The organism is Candidatus Polarisedimenticolia bacterium (genome assembly GCA_036004685.1).
Lineage (GTDB): Bacteria > Acidobacteriota > Polarisedimenticolia > Gp22-AA2 > AA152 > DASYRE01.
In genome coordinates, this window is the sequence record DASYRE010000031.1 from 219,679 (window position 1) to 243,518 (window position 23,840).

Here is a 23,840-nt window from a genome sequence, read left to right on the forward strand (position 1 = left end):
GCGCGGAGCAGCGTCAAAATGGCTTCGTTCGGGCGTCATTCTCCCGGCTCGCCGTATTCCTTGAGCTTTCTCTGGAGGGTCCGCAGGCCGATCCCGAGGATTTCCGCGGCGCGCGTCCGGTTTCCCTCCGTTTCCTTGAGGGTCCGCAGGATCGCTTCGCGCTCGATCTCCTCCATCGTGGTGCCGGGCCCGGAGGGGGATGCGCCGGAGGCCGCCGCCGGTTCCTGCGGAGCCGCGTGCCGGTAGGCCTCGGGAAGGTCCCAGACGTCGATCACCGGGCGGGTCGCCATGACGACCAGCGACTCGATCAGGTTCCGCAGCTCGCGGACGTTCCCCTCCCAGCGCGACCCCACCAGACCGCGCAGCGCCGCCGGGGAAAGGGAGAGATCCTCGCGCCCGTTCTCGCGCTTGAACTGGTCCAGGAAGTGGCTCACGAGCAGGGGGATGTCCTCCGGGCGCTCGCGCAGCGGCGGGATGTGGAGGGTCACCACCTTGAGGCGGTAATAGAGGTCCGGCCGGAACTTCCCTTCCGACACCCTCTGCTCGAGCGAAGCGTTCGTGGCGGCGAGGATGCGGACGTCCACGGTGAGGTTCTCCGGGCCTCCGACCCGCATGAAGGAGCGGTCCTCGAGCACGCGCAGGAGCTTCACCTGGATGTCCGGCGGGATTTCTCCCACTTCGTCGAGGAGCAGCGTGCCGCGGTCCGCCAGCTCGAACTTGCCGATCTTGCGGCCGACGGCTCCGGTGAACGAGCCCTTCTCGTGGCCGAACATCTCGCTCTCCAGGATCTCGGCGGGGATGGCGGCGCAGTTCACCGGAAGGAAACGCTCGTTCCGCCGGGGCGAGTTCTGGTGGATGGCGTTGGCGATCAGCTCCTTGCCGGTGCCGCTCTCGCCGGTGATCAGGACGCTGCTGCGCGTCGGGGCGACGAGCTGGATCTGATCGAACAGCTGCCTCATCGCCTTCGATTTTCCGAGGATGTTTCCGAGCCGGAACTTCTCGTCGAGCCGGCCGCGCAGCTCCTCCACCTCGCGCAGCAGCCGGCGCTTCTGGATCGCCGCCTCGACGCGCTTCCGGAGCTCGACGGTGTTCACCGGCTTCTGCATGAAGTCGTCGGCCCCGGCCTTCATGGCCTCCACGGCCGTTTCGACGGTCCCATGGCCCGTGATCAGGAGGACCCCCAGACCGGGATCGATCCCCTTGATCTCGCGCAGGACCTCCATGCCGTCCATGCCGGGCATCATGAGGTCGGTGACGATCACGTCCACCTCGTGGCCCTGGCACAGGTAGGCGACGGCGTCCCGCCCGGAGACGAAGTCGGCCACCGAATGGCCGACTTTCTCCAGGGCCTTCTTCATGATCTCCCGGGAGGGCGCGTGGTCCTCGACGAGGAGGATTCTTCCCGTGGCGCTCATGCGGGCTCCTGCTGCTCCCGGTAGAACATCCGGGCGGTCTCGAGGACCATCGCGAAGAGGAGCGGCCCGATGACGATGCCGATCAAGCCAAAGAGGGACAGGCCGGCGAAGACGCCGAGGAGGGTGATCACGGGATGGACGCCGATCATGTTCTTCATCAGGACCGGCCGGATGAAATTGTCGGCGGTGCTCACGACGAGGGCTCCCCACGCGAGGATCCCGACGCCGGAGAACGTCGACCCGCCGGCGATCTGCAGGATGCCCGCCGGGATCCAGATGAGAAAAGCCCCGAGGACCGGGACCAGCGAGAGAATGCCCATGACCAGTCCCCAGAGGAAGGCTCCCGGAAATCCGAAGATCAAGAAGCCGATGCCGCCGAGCGCCCCCTGAAGGGCCGCGGTGATCCCCTGGCCGATGACGAAGCCGCGCGTCATCCGATTGAACTCCTCGATCAGACGCTTTGAGTTCTTCTCTTGGAACGGGAGGAGCTCGGTGGTCACGCGCCCGAGCGATTCTTGCTCCAGCAGGAGGTAGTAGATCAGGTAGAACATGATGAAGAACCCGACCACCATCCGGATCGTCTCGGAAAAGATCGAACCGAGCGACGATTGGACCCAGGCGGTGATCCGCTCCGCCCCCGTCCGCAACAGCTCCGGGATCTTCTTCCCGAACAGCATCATGTCGCGAGCCTCGGGCGGCAGGTTCCGATACTGGTCCGCGATCGTCTTGGCCTCCTGGAAGGCCATGGTCCCCAAGCCCGCCAGCGGCAAGATGACCAGGGCCACGATGACGGCGAGCGTGAGGATCGCCGCGAGGGAAGGGCGCTTCAGGCGGCGGAGGATCCGGAGATGGACCGGGCGGAACAACGGCCCGAACACCAGGGCCGCCAGGATGAAGTTCAGATAGGGCTTCAGCCCCACCACGAGCAGCGTCGCGAGGAAGACCACCATCGCCAGGGCGGCCAGTCGGCTCGGATCGGCTTTCATCGCGTCTCCTTCTCCGCGAGATTCCGGAGGTCCTGCTCGTCGAGGATCGGGATCTCCAGGGATCGCGCCTTGGCCAGCTTCGCGCCCGCCTCTTCGCCGGCGACGACATAGGAAGTCTTTCTCGAGACCGAGGAGGCGACCTTTCCTCCCCGCGAGGTGATGATCCGGGCGGCCTCCTCACGCGTGAGGCCGGGAAGCGTACCCGTCAGGACGAACGTCTTGCCGGCGAACGCCCCTCCGACCCGGGGGGGCGGCACATGAGGCATGCGGACGCCCGCTTCCCGGAGCCGGCGAATCAGGTCCCGGTTCCGGGACTCCTGGAAGAACTGCCGGATGGCCGCCGCCACCCGCGGCCCGATTTCCTGGACGCGCTGGAGATCCTCTTCGGTCGCTTCCATCAGATCCTCGACGTCGGGGAAAGCGTCGGCGAGCAGATCGGCGGTTTTCTCCCCGACGAAGCGTATCCCGAGAGCGTGGATGACGCGGGATAGATCCCGATCCCGGGACTGCCCGATCTGCTCGAGGAGATTCGCCGCCGACTTGTCGGCCATCCGATCCATCGCGGCGAGCGCTCCGCGCTCCAGGTGATAGAGATCGGCGAAATCCGCCACCATCTTCCGGGCGAGAAGCTGATCGACCAGCGCTTCGCCCAGCCCTTCGATGTCCATGGCCCGACGGGACGCGAAGTGTAGCAGAGACTCGCGGAGCCGCGCCGGGCACGACACGTTCGGGCAGCGCGAGATGACCTCTTCCGCTTCCTTCGCGAGCTTGCTGCCGCACACCGGGCAGTCCTCGGGCCATCGGAACGGCCTCTCCGGAGGAGGGTCGGCTTTGAGGGTGACTTTCACGATCTTCGGGATCACGTCCCCCCCGCGCTCGATCAGGACGATGTCCCCGAGGTTCACGTCCTTGCGGCGCAGCTCCTCCTCGTTGTGCAGCGTGCAGCGGGAGATCGTGACCCCTCCGAGCGGCACCGGCTCGAGCAGGGCGGTCGGGGTGACCGCCCCCGTCCTGCCGACGTTGACTTCGATGGCGAGGACCTTCGTGGTGGCCTGGCGCGCGGGGAATTTGTAGGCGACCGCCCACCGGGGAGCCCGCGCCGTCTGTCCGGCGAGCTGCTGCAGCTCGAGCGCATCGACCTTGATCACGCAGCCGTCCACCTCGTAATCGAGGCTGTCCCGCTTCTCCTGCATCTCGCGGCAGTAGCGCTCGACCTCTTCGAGCCCGACCGCGCGCCGGTGGTGACGGTTCACCTTGAGGCCCAGGCCCCGGGCCAGGTCCAGGCAATCGGAATGCGACGCGGGCATCGTTTCTCCGCGAATCTCCGCCACTTGCCAGACGAACAGGTCGAGCCGCCTCTCGGCAGTGAGGCGCGGATCGAGGAGGCGGATCGCTCCGGCGGCGGCGTTGCGCGGATTGGCGAAGACGCTCTCGCCCCGCTCCTCGCGCTGGCGGTTGATCCGGGAGAACTCCTCCAGGGGAAGATGGACCTCGCCCCGGACCTCCAGGTATTCGATCGGACGCGGCAGCCGGAAGAGAAGGCTGCGAATCGTGCGGACGCCGGCGGTGACCTCCTCGCCCTCGAAGCCGTCGCCGCGCGTCACGGCCCGGACGAGGAGGCCGCGCTCGTACACCACGGACAAGCTGACGCCGTCGATTTTCGGCTCGCACGAAAAGGACAGCCGGGCCGGCGCCCGGTCCCCGAGCTGGCGGCGAAGGCGCTCCTCCCACTCCCGGAGCTCCTCCAGCGAATAGGTGTTGTCGAGGCTAAGCATCGGGCGGGCGTGACGCAGCGTGGGAAGGAAGGCGATCGGGGCCGCGCCGACCCGCCGGGTCGGCGAATCGACGGTCACCCATTCCGGGTGGGCTTCCTCCAGGTCGAGAAGCTCCCGCTCCAGGGCGTCGTACTCGGAGTCGCTGATGACGGGGTCGTTGTCGACGTAGTAGCGCTTGCGATGGCTCCAGATCAACTCGCGCAGCTCTTCGACGCGCTTCTTCGCGGGAGAATCTTCAGGCACGGCGCAGGGCGTCGGCGCTGTCGGCCGCCGGCCAGGCCGCCGCCGAGTCCTCGAGGCGCGGCGCGGCGGCCGGGAGGCTGCGGGGAAGATAGATGTGGAAAGTCGTCCCGCGGCCCGGCTCGCTCTCCACCTCGATCCGGCCGCCGTGGGCCTCGACCACCCGGCGGGCAATCGGCAGCCCGAGACCCGTCCCTCCCTCGCGGTGGGAGTAGAAGGGCTGGAAGATGTTCTCGAGGACGTCCGGAGGCATGCCGGGCCCCGAGTCGCGGATCGAAATCCGGATCTCGCCGCCGGCGCTCACGCGCGTCTGCACCGCGATCTCCCCTCCGGGAGGCACGACCTGCTGGGCGTTGCTCAGGATGTTCAGGACGGCCTGGCGGAGCTGCGCGGAGTCGAACTCGACCGAGGGCAGGACTGGATCGAGATCGCGGGAAAGCGTGATGCCGCGCGCCTCGGCTTCCGGCTGGAGGAAGACGCAGATCTCCTCGAGGAAGCGATTGAGATCGCGCCCGTCGGGATTGAGCTGGGGGGGCCGTGCGTAGGAAAGGAAGTTCTCGGCGAGATCCTTGAGCCGGCCGATCTCGCTCTTGATGCCGGTCAGGAAGGGAGCGATGTCGCCGGCCGTCCCGCCCATGCGCGCCGTGAGATCCTCCTCCAGCATCTCCAGGTTCATCGACATGGCGTTCAGCGGGTTCCGGATCTCGTGCGCCATTTCGCGGGCCAGGGTCGCCACGTGCGCGCGCCGCTCCGCCATCTGGGCTTCCGACTCCAGCGTCCGGGTCCGCTGGACCAGCCGGAGGACGTAGGCGAACGCGAAGCCGAGGATGATCAGCGTCGCCGCCGCGCCGACCAGGGTCTTGGTGATCAGCGATCGCCGCAAGGGACGGATCGTCTCCTCCATCTGATCGACGGGAATTCCCACTTCGGCGTAGGTCTCGCCCGTCGGGTCCACCGGCCCGTGGAGCGCGACCACCTTCTGCTTCTTGTCGCCCATGTCCCATTCCTCTTCGACGGGACGGTCGCTCGCGATCTCCGCGGCGTCGACCGGGCGGATGCGGCGCAGGATGCGGATGGTCTGAGTCTGGCCCACCACCTTGCCGGAGGCATCCCGGATCGTGGTCGTCTCGCGGATGCCGCGAACCGTGAGCAGAAACTTGCGGGTCTGCGGGGAAGCGGGCGGGGGCTCGATCGGCGCGGGGGCCGGCAGCGCCGTCTCCCCCAAGTCCCTGGAATCGGGAGTCGCGGGGGCCTGGCTGCGCTTCGCCTCTTCCTCGGACCACTGCTTCTTCACTTCGTTCAGGGTGTTTTTCAGGTTCCGCGTGATCTCCTGCCGGCTCAAGTCCTGAAAGATGAGGTGGGCGACCACGGCGATGGTCGAAAGGACCAGCACGACGAAGATTCCGGCCGAAATCAGAAAGCTGCGGCGGAACGTCGATCGGGATCGATTCTCAGGCGCGCTGGCCATCCGACTGATACCCGATGGGAGGTTTGGAGGAACGACTCACCGTTGGTGCATGATGATAGCAGACGCCCCCGCCGCCGTCAAAAAGTCCCGATCCGGAGAAAGCCTTGAGTTACACGGAGATAGATTGGCTTTTGACGGTCGCGAAGAGGCCTTTGCTCGCACGCCGACGGCTGTGCTAAGGTAGCGGCCTTTGTCGCTTCGATTCCAATCCAGCGCGGAAGGGCCCATGGAGCTCCGCCTTCGGAAGAACCTGATCCTGCCGGCGCTGATCGTCGGGTGCCTCTCGGGCGCGGCCTGGACGCTCCCGCAGCGTCCGGACGGGAACGCCCCCCAAGAGTATCGCGCGCGCCGGGAGGCGCTGGCCGAGGCCCTGCGCCAAGAGCTTGCCCCGGGCGATTCCGGAGCTCTGGTGCTCGATGCGGCGCCCGAGAGCGAGTCCTCCTATCGTCAGGAGAGCAACCTCTACTACCTGACGGGGACGGAGATCCCCGACAGCTCCCTGGTCCTTCTCTTCGATCGGCCGGCTTCCGGCGCCGCGAAGAAAGGACCCGCCGCGCCCGGCCGCTACGCGGAGTTCTTCTACCTGCCGGGGAGGGACTTCCGGCAGGAGCGCTGGACCGGCCCGCGGCCGGGGGCGGGAGGACTTGTCAAAGAGACGCTTCAACCCGATGACGAGCGCCGCGAGGCGATGCGACGGACCGGGTTCGAGCGGATCCCGGAAGGGGATTTTCCGCCCCGCCGCTATCCGCGCGGGCCCGTGGAGAGCCGGGCCGACTTTGCCTCCCATCTGGCCCGGTTCCTGGCGGACGCCCAGGTTTTTTTCCATCTGGTCGCGCCGGGAAGGCCGGGGGCCCCGCTGACGGCGGATCTCGCGTTCGTGAAGGAGATTCGGGAGGAGTTCCCGCTCCTGACCCTCAAGGATCCCGCTCCGGCGCTCGCCCGGATGCGGGCGGTCAAATCCCCCGCCGAGCTGCAGCTCCTGCGGCGGGCCATCGAGATCACCTGCCAGGCGCAGCGCGACGCGCTGAAGCAGGCCCGATCGGGGATGGCCGAGTTCGAGGTCCAGGCCCTCGTCGAGTATCGCTTCACCTCCGAGGGCGCCCGCCGGCCGGGATATCCCTCGATCGTCGGGTCCGGCCCGAACTCCTGCATCCTGCACTACGACGCCAGCGCGGGAACTCTCCGCGAAGGGGACCTCCTCCTGATGGACGTGGGGGCCGAATACGGCAGGTACACGGCCGACGTGACCCGGACGATCCCCGTGAGCGGCCGGTTCAGCGAGGAGCAGCGGAAGATCTACGACATCGTCCTGAAGGCCCAGAAGGCGGCGATCGCCGCCATCCGGCCCGGCGTCCCCTTTTCCGACATCGACAAGACGGCGCGCCGGGTCATCGAGGAGGCGGGATACGGGCCGTACTTCATCCACGGCACGAGCCATTTTCTCGGCCTGGACGTGCACGACGCAGGCGACACGTCGGCGGCGCTGCAGGCGGGGATGGTCCTCACCGTCGAGCCGGGGATCTATCTCCCGGAGAAGCAGATCGGGATCCGGATCGAGGACGACGTGCTGGTCACGCGGCGGGGCGCCGAGGTTCTCAGCGACTGCGCTCCGCGCGAGCCGGGCGCGGTGGAAATGCAGAGGCTGGAAGGGTTAAAGTCCGCGACTCGTTGACTTGAAGTTTTCCGTGTGCTAGATTTCGCGCGCTCCTAAACAACCAGCAAGCTGAACGGATGGTCCAGGGCCTTTGTGGCCGGCGCAGCGCCTTCGGGTTTTTTTGCGTCCGGCGGGAAATCAGATGAGGAGCGCGTGATGATCCGGAAGGCGGTGTGGGGCGCGGTCATCCTCCTGGTCGCGGTCGCCGCGGCGCCGGCCGCGTTCGCGCAGGCGCGGGACAATTCCTGGGAGGTCGGTTACTTCGCCGGAGCGAACTTCTACGCGAACGAGCTGAAGATCGAGAACGCCTTCACCTACGGCGTTCGGGTCGGCTACAACCTCACGCCGGGCCTCGAATTCGAGGTGACCTACGCCCTCTCCGACGCGAGCCACCTCCAGCAACCGACCAGCACGCTGCTCGCCGAGCACCCTCCCTCGAGCTTCACCTTCACGCCCGACTTCACCGCCAAGGTCACCTCCTACAACCTGCGGGTCGTGGGAAATTTCTCCAACGACTGGCGGCACTGGAAGCCGCTGGTCTTCATCGGCGCCGGGCATCACGACCTCAAGCTCCGTGACTCCTGGGTCCCGGCCGGGGCCAAGGGAGGCACGACGCTCGATCTGGGCGCCGGGGTCCGCTTCTTCTTCACCGACTATCTCGCCGCCCGGATGGAAGGCTCGATCGAGTACGCCATCAACGAAATCTACTGGAACAAGGTGGTGACCGCCGGACTCGTCGGGATCTTCGGCGGGGCCGCGCCCTCCGACAAGGACGGAGACGGGATCAGCGACATCCACGACCGGTGCGTCGACACACCCAAGGGCGCGATCGTCGATCGACACGGCTGTCCCCACGATCAGGACAAGGACGGAGTGTACGACGGCATCGATCAATGCGCGGACACTCCCGAGAAGTGGCCGGTGGACGAGAAGGGTTGCCCGACCGACGTCGACGCCGACGGCGTCCCCGACGGCAGCGACAAGTGCGCTGACACGCCGAAGGGCGCCAAGGTGGACGCGGCCGGCTGCCCGTTGGACGGCGACGGCGACGGGATCTTCGACGGGCTGGACGATTGCCCCGACACGCCGTTCGGGGCCAAGGTCGACGCCAAGGGATGCCCCCTCGACGAGGACAAGGATCTCGTTCCCGACGGTATCGACCAGTGCCCGAAGTCTCCCAAGGGGGTGGTCGTCGACAAGCAAGGGTGCCCGCTCGACTCCGACGGCGACAAGGTGTTCGATGGACTCGACGAGTGCCCCGATACGCCCGGCTGGTGGACCCTGGACGACAAGGGCTGCCCCACCCCGCGCCTGGACAAGCTCACGCTCGTCATCCTGGAGAGAGTGACGTTCAAGTCCGGCAGGGCCGTCCTCGAGCCCGAGGCGTCGAAGTCGCTCGATCAGGCCGCGGAAGCGCTGCTATACTGGTCTGACGTCCGGGTGGAGATCGGCGGCTACACCGACAATCGCGGCCCCGACGCCGTGAACAAGGCGCTGTCGCTCGACCGGGCGAAAGCCGTGAGAACCTACCTCGTCGGCAAGGGGATCAACGCGTCGAGGCTCGACGTCAAAGGCTACGGTTCGTCGAACCCGGTGGCTGACAACAACACCCCCGAAGGGCAGGCCTTGAACCGGCGCGTGGAGCTGAAGAAGCTGGGCGGCGACGAGACGATTCATCCGCCGCTCTCTTCCTACCCGCCGCCCGCCGCGGCCCTCCCCGCTCCGGAGAAGCCGGCGGAGGAGAATCCTCTGCAACCCAAACCGGCTCCCGAAAAGCCCTGACCAAGTCGATCCGAGTCGCGAAGCACGGCCGGCGTTTCGCCGGCCGTGCTTTCTTGTGACGGAAGGATCGTGCCCTATCGCGGACGCGAGGCGGTTCCGAAGTGCTTTCGGTACTCGATGACGGGGCAGCGATCCATGATGACGGTCAGGCCGGCCTGCCGCGCCTTCTCGGCCGCGGCTTCGTGGCGGACTCCGAGCTGCATCCAGACGACGCGGGCGCCGATCGTGATGGCTTCGTCCACGAACGGCGGCACCGCCTCGCTTCGCCGGAAGAGGTCCACGACGTCGACCTTCTCGGGAATCTCGAGCAGGGAGGAGTAGCAGCGCTCGCCGAGGATCCGGTCCGCTCCAGGATACACGGGAATCACCCGGTAACCGTGCTCCTGGAGGAATCGGGCGACGAGGTGGGAGTCGCGGTGCGGCTTGGGCGAGAGACCCACGACGGCGAAGGTGCGGAAGCCGAGAAGAACCTCGCGAGGCCCGGGGGGTTCCATCACACGCCTCGGAGGATCCCCAGCGCGTAGCGATCGGGCGTCAGGAATCGGCGGGCGGCTTCGGTCACCGCCTCGTCCGTGACGGCGCGGATGCGCGACGGATAGGCGGCCACCTCCTCCATCCCCTTTTCCTGCAGCTCGGCGGCCGCATACGAGAGGGCGCGGGCGAGATTGGTCTGGAGAAGCATCGGGTAGGTGCCCAGCGTGAACGCCCGCGCTCTGGCGATCTCCTCGGGCTTCAGCCCCTCTGAACGGATCCGGTTCACCTCCTCGAGCAGGATCTCCCGCGCCTCGTCTTCTTTGTCCGGCGACGTTCCCAGGTAGACGACGAAGGATCCGCCGAGCCTTTTGGCGAAGTTCATCGCCGCCACGACGTACGCCAGGCCGCGCTTTCCGCGAATGGCCTCGAAGAAGACTCCCCCGAGCCCCGACACGACGTTCTGGAGGAGGTCGAGAGGATACTTCTCTTCGGATCGCAGGTCGCACGCGGGGAATCCGAGGATCTGGAAAGTCTGGGTGCGCTTCCGCGTCTCAATCCGCCGGACGATCCCGGCCGGCGGCGCCACGAATTCCCGATCTCCGGGCGCGTCCCCGTCGGCGCGCCAGCCCGCCATTTTCTCGGCGACCATCTCCCGAACCGATTCGGCCGCCAGATCTCCGGCCACCGCCACCACCATCTGATCCGGCCGGAAAGTCCGGCGATGCCAGCGCAGCAGATCCTCCCGGCTCAACCCGGCCAGCACGCCGGCGGCGCCGTAGGCGGGGAGGGCGTACGGATGCCCGGCGTAGGCCGCCTCACGGAAGAGGTTCAGGGCGTAACCCATCGATTGATCCTGCAGCGCCTCGATCGCCGCCAATTGGACTTTGCGCTCCCGCTCCAGCTCCGTGACCGGAAAGCCGGGATTGCGCATCACGTCGAGGAGAAGGTCGAGGCCGCCGGGAAGGAAACGGGAGAGGATTCCGATCGAGAAGCCGAGATAGTCGTCGTCGAACACCCGCTCCAGGCTGCAGCCGAAGGATTCGATCTCGATGGCGATTCGATGCGCGTCCCGGAGCGGCGTGCCCTTGGCCATCGTCGCGAGGGTCAGCCGGGAGATCCCGGTATTCTGCGGCGTCTCCTGCGATCGGCCTCCCCGGAACAGGACGACGACGTTCGCCACGGGCAGGCGGGGGTTCTCCTCGACCAGCAGGGTCGCGCCGCCCGGAAGCGAGAGGCGCACCGGCTCGCGCGCGGCGCGCGAGAAAGCCGACGGAGCGGGCGGGCGGCGGATCGCTTCCGGAAGCTGCGCCGGGCTCGGGAGCGCGACGTCTTGGGCCGGAGTCAGGAACCGCCTGCGGATTTCCGCTTCGTCGAGGGCGTAGGAGGCATCGGTTTCGGGCACGTAGGCGAGGAAAGAGGCCCGGCCCGGGACGAGGTAGGAGCGCGCGGCTCTCAGGACGGCCTCCGGCGTCACCTCCTGCAGCTTCCGGACGAACTCGTCCGCCAGGTGATAATCCCCCAGCGATTCGTAATAGGCCAGATTCGAGGAGACGCCCGTGACGTCGCTCTGGGCCAGGTAGTACTGGCTCTCGACGGCGCTGCGCGCCTTGAGGATCTCCTCGGGGAAGGGCCCCTGCGAGCCGATGCCCGCCAGCACCCCCAGGATCGCCGTCGCGGCGTCCCGCACCTGCCCCGGCTCGAGCTCGGCGCTGACGGTGAGGGTCCCCAGATCGGCGAAAACCTCCGTGCCGGAGCCGATCCCCTCCACGAGCCCGCGATTCTCCTTCACCTCCTGGAACAGCCGGCTGCTCCTTCCCTTCCCCAGGATGGTGGCCAGGATCCGCACCGGAAGATCGTCGGGATCGAAGAGGGGGACGGTTCGAAAGCCGATGAACAGATGGGCGCGCTTGATGTCGCCGCTGAGGACGCGGTGCCGGAAGTCCTCCTGCGGGGGCTCGGGGGGAGAGGACCGACGCGCTCCGGAACGGGCCGGCATCGATCCCAGCCGCCGGCGGGCCGCGTCCAGGACGTCGCGCGTCTCCACGTCTCCGACCACGCACAGGATCACGTTCTCGGCGCAATAGTGGCGGCGGTAGAAGTCCATCAGCTTGTCGCGCGTGAAGTCGCGCAGCATCTCTTCGTGGCCGATCCGCCAGCGCCGGATCCGATGGACGCGGAACGCGAGTTCGTTGAGCTTCTCGGCGGCGAACGCCCCGGGATTGTCCATCTTCCGGCGGGCTTCCTGGATGATGGCTTCCAGCTCCCGGGACAGCTCCGCCGGATCGATCAACGGGTTCATCAAGGCATCCGACTGGATGTCGAGCCCCTGTGAGAAGGCGCCGGCGGGAAGCGTGAAGTAGTAGTGGGTGAAATCGTAGTAGGTCCCCGCGTTCAGCTCGCCTCCGAGGGACTTCACCTCGCGGGCGATCTGATCGGGCGAGGGGCGGCTCGGCGTCCCCTTGAAGAACATGTGCTCGATGACGTGGGCAATCCCGACTTCGTCGTCTTCTTCGTTGAAATAGCCCGCTTTCACCCACACGTTCAAGGCGACCACGGGCGCGGCGTGGCTCTCCTTCACGAGGATCGTGAGCCCGTTGGGAAGCCTTTCCCGGGTGACGTCGTCGGTGAGACGGCGCCGGTTCGCGTCGATCACGGGATCTCCATTCCTGTGGGTGCTCTGGAAATCGGGCTTTGCGGCGAGGCGCGGAAAACTCGATCAGTCTAGCACAGTCGCTGAACGGCCGTTTCGAGATTGGCGATCCGATCGGCGAGACCCGACGATGTCGACGGCAGCCGGATTGGGTCGCGCCTCGCCCCGGCCCGACGTGCCACACCTCCGAGCCCGGCGTGGCAGGCGCAGACTGGCAACATGGCGCGCATCCCGCCGGGCGCCACGCAAACTCGGCCCGCCGATCGCCAGGGGTCGCGAGAGGCCTCGCGGCGCGGTGGATGACGGAATGGCTCCGAGCAGCGGAGGATTCCGATGGGAGGGAGGAGTCGCGAAAGCGTCCTCCGGGGGAAGCGGATCGGCGCGCGATTCGCGGCGGCCGGCGGCGCTGAAGAATCAGGAAACCGCGGGAAAACAGCCTACGACAAGAGGTATGACGGAGGCCTGTCGTGGATTATATTTTTATACTTCACTTACATTGTCGAGCGTGAATACCGACGTTTGACCAATCGGGCGAAGGAGCGCCTGGATGATTTCTCGAGGAGACCCATCCCGCAGCCAGTGAATCGTCCGCTTATTTGGCCGGCGCCCGCCCGCTCGACCGCTTCTAAGCTATACACTATCTTGTGGGTTAGCGAGGCATCAACTCCAGGAATACGGTAAAACCGGCAATTCAGGCTTTGCGTTGCTGCTAGTTCTTCCATCCTCAAGACTTCCGGTCGGAGGTCTGTTATTTTTGCCTTGACACCCCCCGCCCGAGTCAATATCATGCGCTCCCGTGGAACAAAGTGGAATTAAGTGGAGATCGTTCTCGCATTCCCTTTGCTTCCGGCGGAAAACACCCCGAGAGTAAAGAATAGACCCCGGAAAGCAATCCTTCCGGGTCGCGACGGGAAACGGAAGCTTCGCTGGCTCTCCTATCGGGGACGGGCGCATGCTCAGGGGCAACCACCCCGCGAAGATCGACGAGAAGGGACGCCTGAAGATCCCCACCTCCTTCCGCAATCTCATCGAGCAGCAATACGGCAAGGATCTCTTCATCACGAGCATCTCCGGAGAGTTCGTGCGCATCTATCCGATGCCGATATGGCTCGAGATCGAAAAGAAAATCGCCGCGGTCTCCTCGATGAATCCCACCATCCAGCGTTTCCTGAACCGCGTCAACTACTACGGCTCGGTCGGCACCCTCGACGCCCAGGGGCGGGTCGTCATCCAGCCGCTTCTCCGGCGGTCGGCCGACGTCACCGGAGACGTCGCCGTGCTCGGACACCAGCGGTACCTGGACGTCTGGAACCACGATCGAATCAAGACGAAGCTTGAAGCCGAGCCGGTCAGCGAAGAGGATCAAAACGTCCTCGCGTCGTTCGAAATCTGATCCGGGAGCGCGATGATCGCCGAGGTTGCCGCCGTGATGTCCGAGCCGCCCCCCGCAGGGATTTCGCACCGGCCGGTCCTGGTCGGGGAGACCGTGAGCCTTCTGGCGCCGCGGCTCGGGGCGATCGTCGTGGACTGCACGGTCGGGTTGGGAGGTCACGCGCGGGCGCTGCTCGCGGCGATCGGAGACCGCGGCCGCGTGCTGGGCCTGGATCGCGACGCCGAATCGCTCGAGATCGCCGCGCGGAATCTCGAGGAGTTCGGCGACCGGTTCGTGCCCGTGCACGCCGACTACCGCGATCTCCGGCGAGTCCTGGCGGAGAAGAAAGTCGGCTCGGTGGACGCCCTTCTCGCCGATCTGGGCTTCTCTTCGTTCCAGATCGACTCCGCCGATCGGGGATTCTCGTTCCGGGTCGATGCGCCGCTCGACATGAGGATGGACCGATCCTCGGGCAAGACGGCGGCCGATCTCCTCGCCGAGCTCGGCGAGAACGAGATCGCGACGCTGCTGCGGACCTTCGGCGAGGAACGATCCGCCCGGCGAATCGCCCGGGCCCTCGTGGAGGAGCGGCGGCGCCGGAGGGTCCGCACGACGCTGGACCTGGCGCGCCTGGTCGAGCGGACGCTGGGAGCGAGGGGCGGCGCGCGGATCCATCCCGCGACGCGCACCTTCCAGGCCGTGAGAATCGCCGTGAACCGCGAGCTGGAAGGGCTCGAGGAATTCGTGCGGGAAGCGTGCTCGATCCTGGCGGCCGGCGGGCGGGCGGCCTTCATCTCCTTCCACTCGCTGGAGGACCGGATCGTCAAGCAAACGCTCCGGTCGCTCTCGCCCCGCTGCGTCTGCCCGCCCGCTTTTCCTCGATGCACCTGCGGCCGCCCCGGCCTCGTCGAGTCGATCACCCGAAGGGCGGTGCGGCCCGGGACGGAGGAGATCCGCGCGAATCCGCGCTCCCGCAGCGCCCGGCTGCGGGCGGTGCGCCGGCTGCCGGATCCGGCGCCGGCGGGAGGGCGCTCGTGAGATCCCAGGATTCGACCCGCCGCGTCGTCCTGAATCAACACCTGGTCAAGGAGCGGGACCAGGCGCGCGTCCGGGACCTGCGGCGGGTGGTGTGGATTTGCGCCGCCATCCTCGCGCCGGTCCTCTTCTACGTCTGGCAGCAGGTGGAGTACATCCGCTACGGCTACCAGGTGGAGCAGCTGCGGACGGAGAGAAGCCGCCTGACGGAATGGAACCGGAAGCTGAAGCTTGAACGGGCCACCCTGCTGAACCTGAAGCGGATCGAAAAGGTCGCCTCGGGACGGCTCGGCCTCGTGCCACCCTCGCCGGAAAACACCGTGAAGATTCGGCTCAGCGGCGACGGCTCACCCGCGAGCGTGGCGCGCCGCAAGGATCCGGTCGACGGGCTGGCCGCGGCGGAACGGTAAGGGAGACACTTCCATGTGGCAGCGTGGAAAGATGCCGGAGCGCGTGACGATCCTGATCGGCGCGCTGGGCCTCGCCTTCGCCGGCGTGCAGCTTCGCCTGATTCAGGTGCAGGTCCTCCAGGCCCCCCGCCTGCGGGCGGTGGCGCGCTCGCAGCAGGAGGCGGTGATCACGCTCGACCCGAAGCGCGGCCCCATCTACGACCGGAACGGGAAGGAGCTGGCTCTTTCGGTCGACGTCGACTCCGTGTACGCCGATCCTTCGCAGATCGCGAATCCCACGCTCGCCGCGCGAAACCTCTCGAGAGTCCTGGGCGTGCGGTTCGAAGATCTCCGGGCGAAGCTCAAGAGCGGCAAGCGATTCGCCTGGGTCCAGCGGAAGATCACGCCGGCGCAGCGCCGCGCCGTGGAAGCGCTGAAGATCAAGGGCATCGGCTTCGTCAAGGAGAGCAAGCGGTACTATCCGAACGGCCCGCTCGCGGCACACGTCCTCGGATACGCGGGAGTCGACAACCAGGGGCTCGACGGGATCGAGTACTCGCGCGACGCGGACGTGCGGGGAAAGCCGGGACGCCTCTCCACAATCCGCGACGGCCGGGGCGGAAGGGCGCTCACGACCAACGAGCATCCCCCCACGGCCGGGCGCTCAGTCGTCCTGTCGCTGGACCTGGTGGTCCAGCACCTGGCCGAGAAGGAGCTCGAGGCCGCGGTCGCCGAGCACCAGGCCCGCGGCGGAACCGCCATCGTGCTCCGCCCCGACACCGGCGAGATCCTGGCGCTCGCGAACCGTCCCACCTTCGACCCGAACGTCTATTCCGAATACTCGGACGAGTCGAGGCGCAACCGTGCGATCGGGGCGATCTACGAGCCGGGGTCCACGTTCAAGGTCGTGACCGCGGGGGCGGCGCTGGAGGAGAAGAAGGTCACTCCGGCCACGGTCCTTTATTGCGAGCACGGCGCCATCCAGATCGGCAAGTTCACGATCAAGGAGGACCGCCTTCCCTTCGACTATCTCACGGTCGAGCAGATCGTCGAAAAATCGAGCAATGTCGGAGCGATCAAGCTGGCGCTGATGATGCCCCCCTCGGTCTTCTACCGCCATCTCACCGATTTCGGCTTCGGGGAATCGACCGGCATCGACCTTCCCGGAGAGACGCGGGGCCTGCTGCGCCCCCCCGAGAGCTGGTCGGGACTGTCGCAGGCGTCCCTCGCGATCGGCCAGGAAGTCGGGGTCACGCCGCTCCAATCGGTCACGGCGGTCTCGGCGGTGGCGAGCGGCGGGATTCTCCGCCGGCCGTGGATCGTCGCCGGCCTGGTGGGCGAGGACGGCGGGATCTCGCGGCCGGCGCGCTCCGCCGATCCGGGACGGCGCATCATCTCGCCCGCCACGGCGGCGGCCATGACCTCCATCCTGGAGAAGGTAGTCACCGACGGCACCGGCAAAGCCGCGGCGATTCCCGGCTACGGCGTGGCGGGCAAGACAGGGACCGCGCAGAAGATCGACGAGACGGGACGTTACAGCCGGGGGAAGTACGTCGCCTCGTTCGTGGGCTTCGTTCCGTCGCGCGATCCGGCGCTCGCCATCATCGTCGTCGTGGACGAGCCGCACCACGGCTTCCACGGCGGCGAGATCGCCGCGCCCGTCTTCGCCCGGATCGCCCTCCCCGCCCTCCAATATCTCGGCGTGATGCCCGCCGAAGGAGGCGTGATCCTGAACCGCGGCGCGGAGATTCAAGCCTCGCTGCGGAGCCTGGAGGCGATGCCTTCCGTGGCCCGCGGGGGTCTCGCCAGGCGCCGCCCGAAGCGCGCCGAGCAGACGGCGCGCTTCCTGCCTCTCGCCGCGCCGGAGCTCGGGGGGCGTGCCGGCGGCGATTCCGGCAGCGACGAGGTGGCCGAAATGCCGGACCTCTCCGGCATGAGCTTGCGGGAAGCCACCATCCTGCTGGCCCAGATGGGGCTCACACCCCATATCAACGGCCGCGGACCGCTGGTAGGAAGCCAGAGTCCCGAACCCGGCGCGGAAGTCCGTTCCGGAGAGGCATGCAGCCTGGCTCTGACGGAGGAGCGGCCTTGATTCTCTCCCGCATCCTGGAAGACGTGGCGGTGGACCGCATTACCGGCCCCGCCGACCCGACCGTCCTCGGACTCGCCTACGACTCGAGGAAAGTGGAGGAGGGGTATCTTTTCGCCGCCATCGCGGGGGAGGTCCGGGACGGCAGTCAGTTCATCCCCGAAGCGGTGCAGCGCGGCGCGTGCGCGATCCTCTCCAGCCGTCCCGCGCCGGATCCTCCCCCGGTCACCTGGGTGCGCGTCCCGGACGACCGCGAGGCGCTGGCGATCGCGGCGCGCAACTACTATTCGCGCCCCGACGAGCGAACGGGGGTGATCGGCGTCACCGGAACCAACGGGAAGACCACGGTGGTCCATCTGGTGGAGTCGATCCTCAAGGCCGCCGGAGAGAAAGTATGCGCGCTGGGGACGCTCGCCTATCGAATCGGGAGCGAGGAGATGCGCGCGGAGCGCACGACTCCCGAATCGGTCGACCTGTGCCGCATCCTGGATCGGGCCGCGAGCGAAGGATGCCGCCACGCCGTGATGGAAGTCTCCTCGCACTCCCTCGCGCTCAAGCGCGTCGCCGGCCTGCGCTTCGCCGCCGCGGTCTTCACGAACCTGACCCGGGATCATCTCGACTTCCACGGCGACATGGAGCATTACCGGGAAGCCAAGTCGATGCTTTTCCGCGACCTGCCGGAAGGGCACCCCGCGGTGGTGAACGCCGACGATCCGGCCGCCTCGCACTTCCTGTCGCTCACGCGCGGCCGGCCGGTCACCTACGGATTCGGGGAAGGCGCCGACGTGCGGATCGAATCCTTCCAGCCGGACTGGAAGGGGATCCAGATGACGCTGAGCGTGGCGGGCGCGGCGCTGCCGCTGAGAAGCCGTCTTTTCGGCCGCCCGAACGCGAGCAACATCGCGGCCGCCGTCGCCGCGACCACGGCGCTCGGCACAAAGCCGGAGCACGCCGCCGCCGGAGTCGCGGCGCTGGCCGGAGTCCCGGGCCGTCTGGAGAGCGTCGAGGCGGGGCAGCGGTTTTCCGTCTACGTCGACTACGCGCACACTGACGACGCCCTGACCAGCACGCTGAAGACCGTGCGCGAGCTCCGCCCCCGGCGGCTGATCGTGGTCTTCGGCTGCGGCGGCGATCGCGACCGGACGAAGCGGCCTCTCATGGGGGCGGCCGCGGCGCGGCTCGCCGATCTCGCGATCCTCACTTCCGACAATCCGCGCACCGAGGACCCGCTCGCCATCGTGGCGGAGGTCGAGAAGGGAATCCTCAAGGTGACTTCCGATCGAAAGCGCTACCGGGTCATCCCCGATCGGCGGGAAGCGATTCGGGCGGCGCTCATGGAGGCGGACGGGGGGGACGCGGTCCTGATCGCGGGAAAGGGTCACGAGACGTATCAGATCCTCCGGGATCGGACCGTTCCCTTCGACGATCGGGAAGTGGCGCGCGAGATTCTCCGGACCCGGGTGCCGGCGAATTCCGGCCATGGCGCGCCTTAGCCTGGCCGAGGCGGCGCGCGGGACGGAAGGCGTGCTCCTGCGCGGCGATCCGGAGGCGACGGTGGAGTCGTACTCCATCGACACGCGGACGCTGAAGCGCGGCGACCTGTTCTTCGCCCTGGCGGGGCCGAACCACGACGCCCACCGCTTCGTCCCGGAAGCGCTCGGCAAGGGGGCGGCCGGGGTGGTGATCGCGCGGGGCCGGGTGACGGACTTCCCCGGCGACGCGGCGATCATCCGGGTGCCGGACACGACCCGAGCCCTCCAGGATCTGGGGCGGTGGATCCGGCACCGCCAGGCGGTGAAGGTGCTCGGAATCACCGGATCGACGGGCAAGACGACGACCAAGGAAATGACCGCGGCGGTGATGGAAGAGGCGATGCCCACGCTCAAATCACGCGGGAACCTGAACAACACCTTCGGGCTGCCGCTCTGCCTGCTCGAGATGGAGCCCGGCCACCAGGCCGCGGTTCTCGAGATGGGGATGAGCTATCCGGGCGAGCTGAAGCTCCTGGCCTCCATCGCCGATCCCGACGTGGGGGTCCTGACGAACGTCTACCCCGTCCACCTCGAGCACTTTCCGTCCCTCGCCGCCATCGCCGACGCCAAGGGGGAGCTGTTCCGCGGCATGCGCGAGGACGCGACCGCCGTCTACAACGCGGACGACGCCGAGGCGACGCGGGTCGCGCTGCCGTTTCCCGGCCGGAAGATCGGCTTCGGCTTCACGGAGCGCGCCGAAGTCCGGGCCGCCGAGCTGCGCCACGAGACGCCCGGCTCCACGCGCTTCCGATTGATCGGCGCGGGCGCCGACCTGGACGTGGAGATCCCCTTTCCGGGGCGCCATCACGTGGCCAACTCGCTGGCCGCCGCGGCGGCGGCCCATGCCGCGGGCGCGGGGCCCGAGGCGATCCGCCGGGGCCTGGCGCGCACCCGGCCCCTGCCAATGCGCGGCGCGCTGCTGCGGCTTCGCGGGCCGGTGCAGATCCTGGACGAGACCTACAACAGCAATCCGAGAGCGATGGAGCGGGCGCTCGAGACGCTCGCCGCCATGCCGGCCTCCCGGAAAATCGTGGCCGCCGGGGACATGCTCGAGCTGGGAACCTCGGAGGCCGAGGCCCACCGCGCCCTGGGGGAAAACGTCGCGAAGAGCGGCGCCGCCCTGTTCGTCGCGGTCGGGCCGCTCTCGCGGCTCGCCGCCGAGAGCGCCCGCGCGGCCGGAGTGCCGGAAGTCCGCCATTTCCACGATTCCGCCGCGGCGGCGGCATGGACGGCCGGCGTCGTGCGGCCGGGGGACCTGATCCTGGTGAAGGGCTCCCGCGGCATCGCCATGGAGCGCGTCGTCGACGCGCTCCGCACTTCCCTCGGCGCGGAGGAGGACTGATGCTCTACCGGCTCCTCTACCCGCTGCATGAATACTTCTCGGTCTTCAACGTGTTCCGCTACATCACGTTCCGGTCCGCGCTCGCGACGCTGACGGCTTTACTGATCTCTTTCGGCCTCGGATCGTGGCTGATCCGCAAGCTGAAGGATCTTCAGATAGGGCAGAACATCAGACCCGAGGGGCCTCAAACCCACCACACCAAGAAAGGCACCCCGACCATGGGGGGGCTGCTGATCATTCTCGCGGCCGTGCTCCCCACCCTTCTCTGGGCTGACCTCACCAACCGATACGTGTGGATCGCCGTGGCGTCCACTCTCGCCTTCGGGGTCATCGGATTCCTCGATGACTACCTCAAGCTGCGAAAGGTGAGGTCCCTCGGGCTGAGCGTTCGAGGCAAGATGGCGGCGCAAATCCTGGTCGCCGCTCTCATCGGCGTGTACCTGATCCATCTCGCCGAGATCGACATGTTCACGACCCAGTTCTCCTTCCCGTTCTTCAAGCGCTGGATGCCGGATCTGGGATGGTTCTACGTCCCCTTCATCATGCTGGTCGTCGTCGGATCCGCCAACGCGGTGAACCTCACCGACGGCCTGGACGGGCTGGCGATCGGCAGCGTCCTGATCGCCTCGGCGACCTTCGCCATCCTGACCTACATCGCGGGCAACGCCGTCGCCGCGACCTATCTGGGCGTGATCAACGTCAAGGGAAGCGGCGAGCTGACGGTCTTTTGCGGGGCGCTCGTCGGCGCCTCGCTCGGCTTCCTCTGGTTCAACTGCAACCCCGCGGAGATCTTCATGGGGGACGTCGGCTCGATGGCGCTCGGAGGCGCCATGGGAACCGTGGCGGTCCTCATCAAGCAGGAGATCCTCCTGGTGTTCGTCGGCGGGCTGTTCGTCCTCGAGGCGGTGTCGGTGATCCTGCAGGTGATCTCGTTCAAAGCGAGGGGACGCCGGATTTTCCGGATGGCCCCCCTTCACCATCATTTCGAGCTGGCCGGCTGGGCGGAGCCCAAGGTGATCATCCGATTCTGGATCCTCGCCATCATCTTCGCCCTGGTCAGCCTTTCGACCCTCAAGCTGCGCTAGCGGAACGGCCCCGCGCGGGCCGTCCGGGAGGGCTCCCGAGTCCCCGCCGGGGATGAGAGTCGATGAACGAAGATGGAGCGCATATCGGGTCGGCGGTTCGTCGTGGCGGGCGCGGGAGTCAGCGGGCTGGCTCTGACCCGCTTTCTGCTGGAGCGCGGAGGAGAAGTGACTCTCAGTGACAGCCGGTCGGAAGGGCTCGGCCCGGAGGTCGCGGAGGCCGGGCGGCGCGGGGCCCGCCTGGAGCTGGGAGGGCACGACGAAGCCCGGTTCGCCGAGGCGGATCAGGTCCTGGTCAGCCCCGGCGTTCCCCTCGGGCTTCCCGCCCTCCGGGCGGCGCGAGGCGCCGGCGTCCCCGTCTGGGGTGAGATCGAGTTCGCCTCGCGGTTCCTCACCGGGAAGATCCTCGGCATCACGGGAACGAACGGGAAGAGCACCACGACGACCCTGACCGCCCGGCTGCTCGTTGAGGGCGGCGTCGACGCCGTGGCGTGCGGCAACCTGGGAACGCCGCTCATCGACCAGGTCGCGGCCGACTCGCCCGCGCGCCACTACGTCCTGGAGCTCTCCTCGTTCCAGCTGGAGGGAATCGAGGCCTTCCGGCCCGACTTGGCGGTTCTCCTCAACGTCGCGCCCGATCATCAGGACCGCTACGCGAGCCACGCCGACTACCTATCCGCCAAGGCGAGGATCTTCGAGAACCAGCGGGACGGGGACCAGGCCCTGCTGAACCGGGACGATCCCGAAGCGAACGCGTTCACGGGAAGGATCGCGGCCCGCACCCGTCATTTCAGCCGCCTGGAGAGCGTCGAAGACGGAGCCTGCGTCGAGTCGGGGCGGATCGTGCTGCGCGCCGGCGGGCGCTCGCGCGAGGTGATGCCGGCCGGCGAAGTCCCCCTCGTCGGAATCCACAATCTGGAGAACGTGCTCGCTTCCGTCGCCGCGGCGGGTCTGTGCGGGGTCGAGCCCCGAACGATGGCGGCCACGCTCCGCGAGTTCCGCGGCCTGCCGCATCGCCTCGAGCTCGTCGCGGAGATCGAGGGGGTGCGCTATTACAACGACTCCAAGGCGACGAACGTCGCCGCCACCGCCAAGTCGCTGGAGAGCTTCCCCTCCGGCGTCATCCTGATTCTGGGAGGGAAGGACAAGGGAGGGGACTTCGCCTCGCTCGTCCCCCTGATCCGCGAGCGCGCGGCGGGCGTCGTCTTCATGGGGAAGGCGCGCGACTCGATTCGGGCCCAAGTGGGAGAGCCGGTCCCTTCCCGCGTCGTGGTCTCCCTCGCGGAGGCGATCGCGGCGGCCCGGGAGATGGCCTCGGCCGGCCAGGTGGTTCTCCTGGCCCCCGGCTGCGCCTCCTTCGACGCCTACCGGAGCTTCGAGGAGCGGGGCGACGATTTCAAAGACCGGGTGCTCGCCCTCGCCGGGAAGCCGGGGACGCGGGGAGGGGGGCGCTGATGTCGCGCAAGCTGGCCTTCGATCGGCTCCTCTTCGCGATTCCCGTCGTCCTGTCGCTGCTCGGCATCGTCATGATCTACTCCGCCTCCGCGGTGCTCTCGATGGAGCGCTACGGGTCGCCCTATCATTATCTCGGCAAGCAGCTGGCGGCGCTCGGGGTGGGATTCGCCCTGATGCTCTGGGCGATGCACTTCGACTACCGCCGCTTGAAGACGCGGGGATTGATTCTGGGATCCCTGATCGCGGTTTCGGGCCTGCTGATGCTGGCGCTGGTCACTCCTTCCGGGCCGGTGCGCCGCTGGATCTCCCTGGGACTCTTCTCGTTCCAGCCCTCCGAGCTGGCGAAGCCGGTCCTCGTCCTGTTCCTGGCGGCCTTCCTCGACCGGCGGGCCGAGGACATCAACGATTTGCGGCGGACGCTCCTGCCGTGCGCCGTGGTCGTCGGCGGGATCTCGTTCCTCATCTATATGCAGCCCGATCTCGGCACGGCCGCCTCGATCTGTCTCTGCGCGGCCCTCCTTCTCTATCTCGCCGGATTGAAGACGCGCTACCTGGCCGCGGGCGGCGCCCTGGGCTTCGTGGGGCTCGTGGTGATGATTTTCCAGGCGAACTACCGCGTCCAGCGGCTGATGACGTTCCTGCATCCTTCGGACGATCCGCTCGGCGCCGGATTCCAGATCCGCCAGTCGCTGCTCTCCTTCGGCAGCGGCGGGCTCCAGGGGGTCAACCTGGGCGAGGGGCGGCAGAAGCTCTTCTTCCTGCCGGAGCCGCACACCGACTTCATCTACGCCGTCATCGGCGAGGAGGTCGGCCTGCTGGGGACTTCCCTGGTTCTCCTGGTGTTCGGCTTCCTGCTCTGGCGGGGAATCCGCGCCGCGCTGCGCGCGCCGGACCGGTTCGGCTACCTCCTGGGGATGGGGCTGACCCTTTTTTTGGTGGTGCAGGCGACGCTCAACATGGGGATGGTCCTCGGGCTGCTTCCGACCAAGGGGCTGCCGCTTCCCTTCATTTCGTACGGCGGCTCCTCGGTGATGATCGGACTGCTTTCGGTGGGAGTGATCTTGAACATCTCCCAGCATTCCAACTGAGGTGGCGGAGCC

At 67.6% G+C, this 23,840-nt stretch carries 17 protein-coding genes; 11 read left to right on the top strand and 6 right to left on the bottom strand.

Annotated features, from left to right (window positions below; genetic code table 11):
- Positions 1 to 35 precede the first annotated feature (35 nt).
- From VGR67_07900 to VGR67_07915, 4 genes are read right to left on the bottom strand one after another with little or no spacing between them, the layout of a single operon-like run.
- Positions 36 to 1,415, bottom strand: a complete 1,380-nt coding sequence (locus VGR67_07900) for a sigma-54 dependent transcriptional regulator (GenBank protein HEV8336319.1) — start codon at positions 1,413 to 1,415, stop codon at positions 36 to 38.
- Positions 1,412 to 2,401 carry an AI-2E family transporter gene (locus tag VGR67_07905; GenBank protein ID HEV8336320.1) on the bottom strand — a complete coding sequence of 330 codons (990 nt, stop codon included), beginning with the start codon at positions 2,399 to 2,401 and terminating at the stop codon, positions 1,412 to 1,414. The genes VGR67_07900 and VGR67_07905 overlap by 4 nt, the downstream gene beginning before the upstream one ends.
- Positions 2,398 to 4,419: an NAD-dependent DNA ligase LigA gene (ligA, locus tag VGR67_07910; protein HEV8336321.1), complete on the bottom strand. Its 2,022-nt coding sequence runs from the start codon at positions 4,417 to 4,419 to the stop codon at positions 2,398 to 2,400. Before ligA ends, VGR67_07905 begins: the two co-directional genes overlap by 4 nt.
- Positions 4,412 to 5,884 carry an ATP-binding protein gene (locus VGR67_07915; GenBank protein HEV8336322.1) on the bottom strand — a complete coding sequence of 491 codons (1,473 nt, stop codon included), beginning with the start codon at positions 5,882 to 5,884 and terminating at the stop codon, positions 4,412 to 4,414. The genes ligA and VGR67_07915 overlap by 8 nt, the downstream gene beginning before the upstream one ends.
- Before the next feature lie 226 nt (positions 5,885 to 6,110).
- Between VGR67_07915 and VGR67_07920 the strand changes: the two genes are divergently transcribed.
- Together VGR67_07920 and VGR67_07925 are read left to right on the top strand one after the other, a co-directional pair.
- Positions 6,111 to 7,556 carry a Xaa-Pro peptidase family protein gene (locus VGR67_07920; GenBank protein ID HEV8336323.1) on the top strand — a complete coding sequence of 482 codons (1,446 nt, stop codon included), beginning with the start codon at positions 6,111 to 6,113 and terminating at the stop codon, positions 7,554 to 7,556.
- A gap of 138 nt (positions 7,557 to 7,694) precedes the next feature.
- Positions 7,695 to 9,320 (top strand): OmpA family protein, encoded by a 1,626-nt coding sequence (locus VGR67_07925; GenBank protein ID HEV8336324.1) that lies wholly within the window; start codon positions 7,695 to 7,697, stop codon positions 9,318 to 9,320.
- Between the two features lie 74 nt (positions 9,321 to 9,394).
- On the opposite strand, the gene VGR67_07930 is transcribed toward VGR67_07925, so the two are convergent.
- Complete coding sequence (locus tag VGR67_07930) at positions 9,395 to 9,814, bottom strand: CoA-binding protein (protein ID HEV8336325.1); 420 nt, start codon at positions 9,812 to 9,814, stop codon at positions 9,395 to 9,397.
- Complete coding sequence (locus tag VGR67_07935; protein ID HEV8336326.1) at positions 9,814 to 12,447, bottom strand: pitrilysin family protein; 2,634 nt, start codon at positions 12,445 to 12,447, stop codon at positions 9,814 to 9,816. The genes VGR67_07930 and VGR67_07935 overlap by 1 nt, the downstream gene beginning before the upstream one ends.
- Before the next feature lie 949 nt (positions 12,448 to 13,396).
- Here VGR67_07935 and VGR67_07940 point away from each other — a divergent pair.
- The 9 genes from VGR67_07940 (at position 13,397) to ftsW (ending at position 23,828) form a co-directional block, all read left to right on the top strand.
- Positions 13,397 to 13,837: a division/cell wall cluster transcriptional repressor MraZ gene (locus VGR67_07940; GenBank protein HEV8336327.1), complete on the top strand. Its 441-nt coding sequence runs from the start codon at positions 13,397 to 13,399 to the stop codon at positions 13,835 to 13,837.
- 12 nt (positions 13,838 to 13,849) lie between these two features.
- Entirely contained in the window at positions 13,850 to 14,854 is a 1,005-nt protein-coding gene (gene rsmH / locus VGR67_07945) for a 16S rRNA (cytosine(1402)-N(4))-methyltransferase RsmH (protein ID HEV8336328.1), read from the top strand.
- Positions 14,851 to 15,261, top strand: a complete 411-nt coding sequence (locus VGR67_07950) for a cell division protein FtsL (protein HEV8336329.1) — start codon at positions 14,851 to 14,853, stop codon at positions 15,259 to 15,261. Before rsmH ends, VGR67_07950 begins: the two co-directional genes overlap by 4 nt.
- A gap of 13 nt (positions 15,262 to 15,274) precedes the next feature.
- The gene (locus VGR67_07955; GenBank protein HEV8336330.1) at positions 15,275 to 17,332 is read left to right on the top strand and encodes a penicillin-binding protein; all 2,058 of its coding nucleotides are present in this window, start codon (positions 15,275 to 15,277) and stop codon (positions 17,330 to 17,332) included.
- A complete protein-coding gene (locus VGR67_07960; protein ID HEV8336331.1) occupies positions 17,299 to 18,822 on the top strand; it encodes a UDP-N-acetylmuramoyl-L-alanyl-D-glutamate--2,6-diaminopimelate ligase in 1,524 nt (507 codons plus the stop codon). The genes VGR67_07955 and VGR67_07960 overlap by 34 nt, the downstream gene beginning before the upstream one ends.
- Positions 18,809 to 20,203 carry a UDP-N-acetylmuramoyl-tripeptide--D-alanyl-D-alanine ligase gene (gene murF, locus VGR67_07965; GenBank protein HEV8336332.1) on the top strand — a complete coding sequence of 465 codons (1,395 nt, stop codon included), beginning with the start codon at positions 18,809 to 18,811 and terminating at the stop codon, positions 20,201 to 20,203. Before VGR67_07960 ends, murF begins: the two co-directional genes overlap by 14 nt.
- Entirely contained in the window at positions 20,203 to 21,288 is a 1,086-nt protein-coding gene (gene mraY, locus VGR67_07970) for a phospho-N-acetylmuramoyl-pentapeptide-transferase (GenBank protein HEV8336333.1), read from the top strand. The genes murF and mraY overlap by 1 nt, the downstream gene beginning before the upstream one ends.
- Positions 21,289 to 21,360: 72 nt before the next feature.
- Complete coding sequence (gene murD / locus VGR67_07975; GenBank protein HEV8336334.1) at positions 21,361 to 22,740, top strand: UDP-N-acetylmuramoyl-L-alanine--D-glutamate ligase; 1,380 nt, start codon at positions 21,361 to 21,363, stop codon at positions 22,738 to 22,740.
- Positions 22,740 to 23,828, top strand: a complete 1,089-nt coding sequence (ftsW, locus tag VGR67_07980; protein ID HEV8336335.1) for a putative lipid II flippase FtsW — start codon at positions 22,740 to 22,742, stop codon at positions 23,826 to 23,828. The genes murD and ftsW overlap by 1 nt, the downstream gene beginning before the upstream one ends.
- The last annotated feature ends 12 nt before the right edge of the window (positions 23,829 to 23,840 follow it).

What these genes read in the sequence shown, in the direction of transcription:
- VGR67_07930 (HEV8336325.1), bottom strand. Translation starts at nt 9,814, where the DNA reads ATGGAACCCCCCGGGCCTCGCGAGGTTCTTCTCGGCTTCCGCACCTTC.
- VGR67_07915 (HEV8336322.1), bottom strand. Translation starts at nt 5,884, where the DNA reads ATGGCCAGCGCGCCTGAGAATCGATCCCGATCGACGTTCCGCCGCAGC.
- murF (HEV8336332.1), top strand. Translation starts at nt 18,809, where the DNA reads ATGGCGCGCCTTAGCCTGGCCGAGGCGGCGCGCGGGACGGAAGGCGTG.
- VGR67_07905 (HEV8336320.1), bottom strand. Translation starts at nt 2,401, where the DNA reads ATGAAAGCCGATCCGAGCCGACTGGCCGCCCTGGCGATGGTGGTCTTC.
- VGR67_07925 (HEV8336324.1), top strand. Translation starts at nt 7,695, where the DNA reads ATGATCCGGAAGGCGGTGTGGGGCGCGGTCATCCTCCTGGTCGCGGTC.
- VGR67_07955 (HEV8336330.1), top strand. Translation starts at nt 15,275, where the DNA reads ATGTGGCAGCGTGGAAAGATGCCGGAGCGCGTGACGATCCTGATCGGC.
- VGR67_07920 (HEV8336323.1), top strand. Translation starts at nt 6,111, where the DNA reads ATGGAGCTCCGCCTTCGGAAGAACCTGATCCTGCCGGCGCTGATCGTC.
- rsmH (HEV8336328.1), top strand. Translation starts at nt 13,850, where the DNA reads ATGATCGCCGAGGTTGCCGCCGTGATGTCCGAGCCGCCCCCCGCAGGG.
- mraY (HEV8336333.1), top strand. Translation starts at nt 20,203, where the DNA reads ATGCTCTACCGGCTCCTCTACCCGCTGCATGAATACTTCTCGGTCTTC.
- VGR67_07960 (HEV8336331.1), top strand. Translation starts at nt 17,299, where the DNA reads ATGCAGCCTGGCTCTGACGGAGGAGCGGCCTTGATTCTCTCCCGCATC.
- VGR67_07900 (HEV8336319.1), bottom strand. Translation starts at nt 1,415, where the DNA reads ATGAGCGCCACGGGAAGAATCCTCCTCGTCGAGGACCACGCGCCCTCC.
- murD (HEV8336334.1), top strand. Translation starts at nt 21,361, where the DNA reads ATGGAGCGCATATCGGGTCGGCGGTTCGTCGTGGCGGGCGCGGGAGTC.
- ftsW (HEV8336335.1), top strand. Translation starts at nt 22,740, where the DNA reads ATGTCGCGCAAGCTGGCCTTCGATCGGCTCCTCTTCGCGATTCCCGTC.
- VGR67_07940 (HEV8336327.1), top strand. Translation starts at nt 13,397, where the DNA reads ATGCTCAGGGGCAACCACCCCGCGAAGATCGACGAGAAGGGACGCCTG.